The sequence below is a fragment of the Yoonia sp. R2-816 genome (assembly GCF_046762905.1).
Lineage (GTDB): Bacteria > Pseudomonadota > Alphaproteobacteria > Rhodobacterales > Rhodobacteraceae > Yoonia.
In genome coordinates, this window is sequence record NZ_JBKQXN010000147.1 from 1 (window position 1) to 3936 (window position 3936).

General features: G+C 54.3%; 5 protein-coding genes and 1 pseudogene. 4 read left to right on the forward strand and 2 right to left on the reverse strand.

The genetic code is table 11. From position 1 onward, the window contains the following. Positions 1–342: 342 nt before the first annotated feature. Entirely contained in the window at positions 343–1119 is a 777-nt protein-coding gene (locus ACFWW2_RS04795) for a hypothetical protein (RefSeq protein ID WP_393926603.1), read from the reverse strand. A 205-nt stretch (positions 1120–1324) separates the two neighbouring features. Between ACFWW2_RS04795 and ACFWW2_RS04800 the strand changes: the two genes are divergently transcribed. The 4 genes and pseudogenes from ACFWW2_RS04800 to ACFWW2_RS04815 all read left to right on the forward strand — a co-directional run. Further along, positions 1325–2725, forward strand: coding sequence for a Fic family protein (locus ACFWW2_RS04800; RefSeq protein ID WP_393926604.1), 1401 nt, complete (start codon positions 1325–1327; stop codon positions 2723–2725). A gap of 128 nt (positions 2726–2853) precedes the next feature. After that, positions 2854–3069, forward strand: coding sequence for a hypothetical protein (locus tag ACFWW2_RS04805; protein WP_393926605.1), 216 nt, complete (start codon positions 2854–2856; stop codon positions 3067–3069). Between the two features lie 188 nt (positions 3070–3257). After that, on the forward strand, positions 3258–3428 hold the full coding sequence (locus ACFWW2_RS04810; RefSeq protein WP_393926606.1) for a hypothetical protein: 171 nt from the start codon (positions 3258–3260) through the stop codon (positions 3426–3428). Then, positions 3382–3576 (forward strand): annotated as a pseudogene (locus ACFWW2_RS04815) (transposase); the annotation flags it as partial. The gene ACFWW2_RS04810 and the pseudogene ACFWW2_RS04815, both read left to right, overlap by 47 nt. A 172-nt stretch (positions 3577–3748) precedes the next feature. Here the strand turns inward: ACFWW2_RS04815 and ACFWW2_RS04820 are convergent. Continuing rightward, the coding region (locus ACFWW2_RS04820) for a hypothetical protein (protein WP_393926607.1) at positions 3749–3936 on the reverse strand (188 nt) is incomplete at its 5' end.

Consider the following 3936-nt stretch of genomic DNA (forward strand, 5'->3'; position numbering starts at 1 on the left):
TTCAACATTGTGGTTTCCTTTGATGGTTTGGTTTGCACCTCCATCAAAACGGACAACCATCATCTCCATCAAGAGATGTGCCGTCCCCATTTCAGCTTGCTGAGAAGGGGGCGGTGTCAGATCACATCGAGACTAATTCAGTCTAGCATCAGGTGGGCGATGTGCTGGGGTGTGATGATCGCTAACACGTCAGATCGTTCACGGTTGCCGTCAGTATCAGGAACACAATCACCGTCAACCCGATGTCGGACTGCCCCTGTTTCATTTAGGCACAAACTGTGGCCAGCTTTGCGGTTGCTGTTTCAAGATGATCCGGGCGACTGAATCACGCCGGATTGCGTGTCACCAGTTGATGGAAGCGCCCTTGGGCAATGACCAGTTCAACAAGTGAACCAAGGCCATATGACCGAACATCATTCCGTCTTCGTCCGTGGCAACGAATTGCACTTCGACATGGGTGTTAGAATGAACTTCGCGCTCAGCAAGATCCCAGGTTGTGAGCAGCGTCGTAACTTCGTCATCGGGATCGTTCAATGGTTCGCCGCCGGCCGACGTGAATCCGACCTTATCGACACGCATTTGCCACTGTTCTGTGTAGCCACCTTCATTCTTTTCTATGTTCAAGAGCTTCTCTTTTTTGAACCGCAAATGGATGCCTGCTCCGGGCGCGATCTTGTAAGCAACATCGCCTGCAAGCACACCAAGTAGGTTTTCTCTCAGGGCGTGGTCAAATCGAATATTGAAGTTCTTGTGTGCCTTGCTCAGGTGGCGGGCCTCGAATGGCGTCCAGATGCCGTGGTACTTCCACGCTATGAGCAGCGGTATGTTGAGAAGCGCCGCATAGGCCTCTAGCCGCTCAAGATAGTCGGGCTTGAACGAAAGCGTACGGGCTTTTTTCGCCTTTACCTCAATCAGGACCGGTCCCGAATCCTGATACTGTGCCAGCAGATCGGGAACTTGATATTCGTCGTGCGATTGGGAGGGGGGTCTGATGCTGATCGAGTTTGTGAATGAGTCGTGTCTTCCCGAGCCAACTGCAAGCGGCGATGAATTCATCTTCGATCGGTAGCCCGAGGTCGAGGCGTTTGACCCGGTCAGCAATCGCTTTTGGATCAGCATATCGACCGAGTTCCGCCAATACCCCTTGTATCAATTTTTCATCATCATCTGCCATCTGGCTTGACCTGCTCATTTGGGCACGCTGTTCAAGACGCGAATGTGCTAGGCGCAACGTTTCTTGCGCCTAAGAGAAATTCTTGCGTCTAGACTTGATACTTGCGCCTATAAGAGCCATAGTTGCGTGTAACGTCTAGGCGCAAGAAAGATGACGATGGCCAACAGAGTCCCCGAAGATGCTCTCAAGGAGCTACTCAATATCGTAGCTGGTCATCCCGATGGCATCGCCACACCGGATATCGCTGAACAGCTGACCAACGATGTTCCTCGTCGGACACTGCAATACCGTCTGCAGCAACTGGTCGGCAGCGGAAGATTGGAGATGGAGGGCAGCGGTCGATGGGCGCGCTACCGCATTGCGCAAGATGATGGGGCCGCTGCTGGCAAGCAAAGCGATCAGGACCTGGACTACAGCGACCTCATTCTGTTGTCAGATCACGCAAGGGCGATCCGCGACTACGTTCAAAAACCAGCCGCGGCGCGAAAACCCGTGGGATATAACCGAGATTTCCTTGAGCAATATCAGCCCAACACCACGTTCTATCTGGAAGAAGAAGACAGGGTACGTCTTGAACGTCTTGGTAAACCGCAAACAGCCACGCAGCCGGCTGGCACTTATGCCAAGCTCATTCTCAATCGACTGCTGATTGATCTTGCATGGAACTCAAGCCGTCTGGAAGGAAACAGGTACTCTCTTCTCGATACTAAGCGTTTGATCGAATTCGGAGAGGAAGCGACCGGGCGAGATCACATCGAGGCGCAAATGATCCTCAACCACAAAGATGCGATTGAGTTTCTGGCGGGTTCCATCGACGAGATCGACTTCAACACCTACACCTTTCTGAACCTGCACGCCCTTCTGTCGAACAACCTGCTGGCGGATCCGTCTGCCGCTGGACGCCTTCGCTACATCGCGGTGGGTCTCGAGAGATCAGCGTTCCATCCGCTCGAGGTGCCACAGCTGATCGACGAGTGCTTCAACACGCTTCTGTCCAAAGCTGCCGCGATTGAAAACCCTTTCGAACAGGCGTTCTTCGTGATGGTGCATATCCCCTATCTGCAGCCTTTCGACGATGTAAACAAACGTGCCTCACGTCTGGCGGCTAACATACCTCTTATCCGAAGCAATCTGGCACCATTCTCATTCACCGACGTTCCTCAGCGCGCTTATACCGAAGCCATTCTGGGGGTATATGAACTCAACGAGATCGCGCTTTTAAAAGATGTTTTTCTATGGGCCTATGGACGATCCGCGGCCCAATACGCAGCAGTCAGGCAGTCTCTGGGCGAACCTGATCCTTTCCGCCTGAAATACCGCACAGAACTGCGCGATGCTGTCGGACACATCATACGCTCCAAGATCGGACGAAGAGAAGTAACCGACGAAATCTCACGATTATCTGCAAAATTTGTCCGAGCAGAGGATCGGGCCGCGTTTGCCAACGTCGTCGAAGAAGAACTTCTCAGCCTACACGCTGGCAACTTCGCGCGTTTTCAGGTGCGCCCATCGGAGTTCTCTGCGTGGCAAGAAAAATGGACTGATACGTGAGCGAACCAAAGTATCCAACCGTAGATGCCGACGACTTCGCCCGCAGGTTTTCGATGCGGTCCGGGGGCCTCATGTGGCTCCTTGGTGCGGGCGCCTCTGCCTCTGCCGGCATCCCAACGGCTCGGGACATGATCTGGGAATTCAAACAACAACTCTATGTGAGTCAAAGGCGCGTCTCTTTGCAAACCGTCGCCGATCTTTCCAACCCAGCGGTCCGGAGCCGGCTACAGGACTTTGTCACCAGCCAAGAATCTTTTCCTGGACTGGACACTCCGGAAGAATACGCCGCCCTGTTCGAGGCAGTCTATCCAAGTGAGGCGGACCGGCGGACATCTTTGGAATAGGCAAAGCGATAGATCGTCTCATGGCTCACACGGATCGGGTGGCGTTTAAGCCGCATACGACCAGCAATCTGTTCAGGCGACTAGCCAGCTTTCAGACGATCTTCGATGGATGGCGCGACGTTGCTCGAGAGTGTGCGATCTTTTGTGTACGGCTGATCCGGTCCATGCTTCACTGAAAGGAAGCATGAATGACTATTTCAAAGGAAATCCTGGACGAACTTCTTCAGGGCGTTGAGCGCCCCGAAGACCTGCTCGACGATGCCGGGCTAATGAAAGAGCTGAAGATCAAGCTGATGGAGCGGATACTCCCGTCTCTACGTCGCCGGGCTGAGCGTCCGCGATATCCGCGCCCATCTTGAAGAGGTCTATGGCCTGAAGGTCTCGCCTGACTTGATCAGCCGCGTCACCGATGCGGTACTGGACGAGATCCGCGAATGGCAAAGCCGCGCGCTGGACCGGCTGTATCCCGTCGTGATCTTCGATGCGCTGCGGGTGAAGATCCGCGATGCCGACAGCCGTACTGGGGTCCTTTGCGGGAGAGTGTGGAATCCTACGCTCTCATGAGCGTTTTTGATTTTCCCGGCACGATGAGACTCCCCCGCTGGCGCGGGATGGTCAAAATTTGTAGCCTGTGCATGGCGCTGGAGACATGCGTGTCGAACCGATGGTTATCATGCTCTCATCCGCGGGTTGGATACCGCCTTACCTGATCCGATGCGGGCTTGGCTCTGTCTAAGGCCGGAGGTTCATCCGATAGTACGCCGAGGGTTCCCCTATCATTGGCCGCTGTCTCCAGCGTTCTGCACAGGCAGATCGCGGGCTTGGTCAGGCGGGCAAGGGTGTTTTCCGCGCGATGTCCCAAATGAA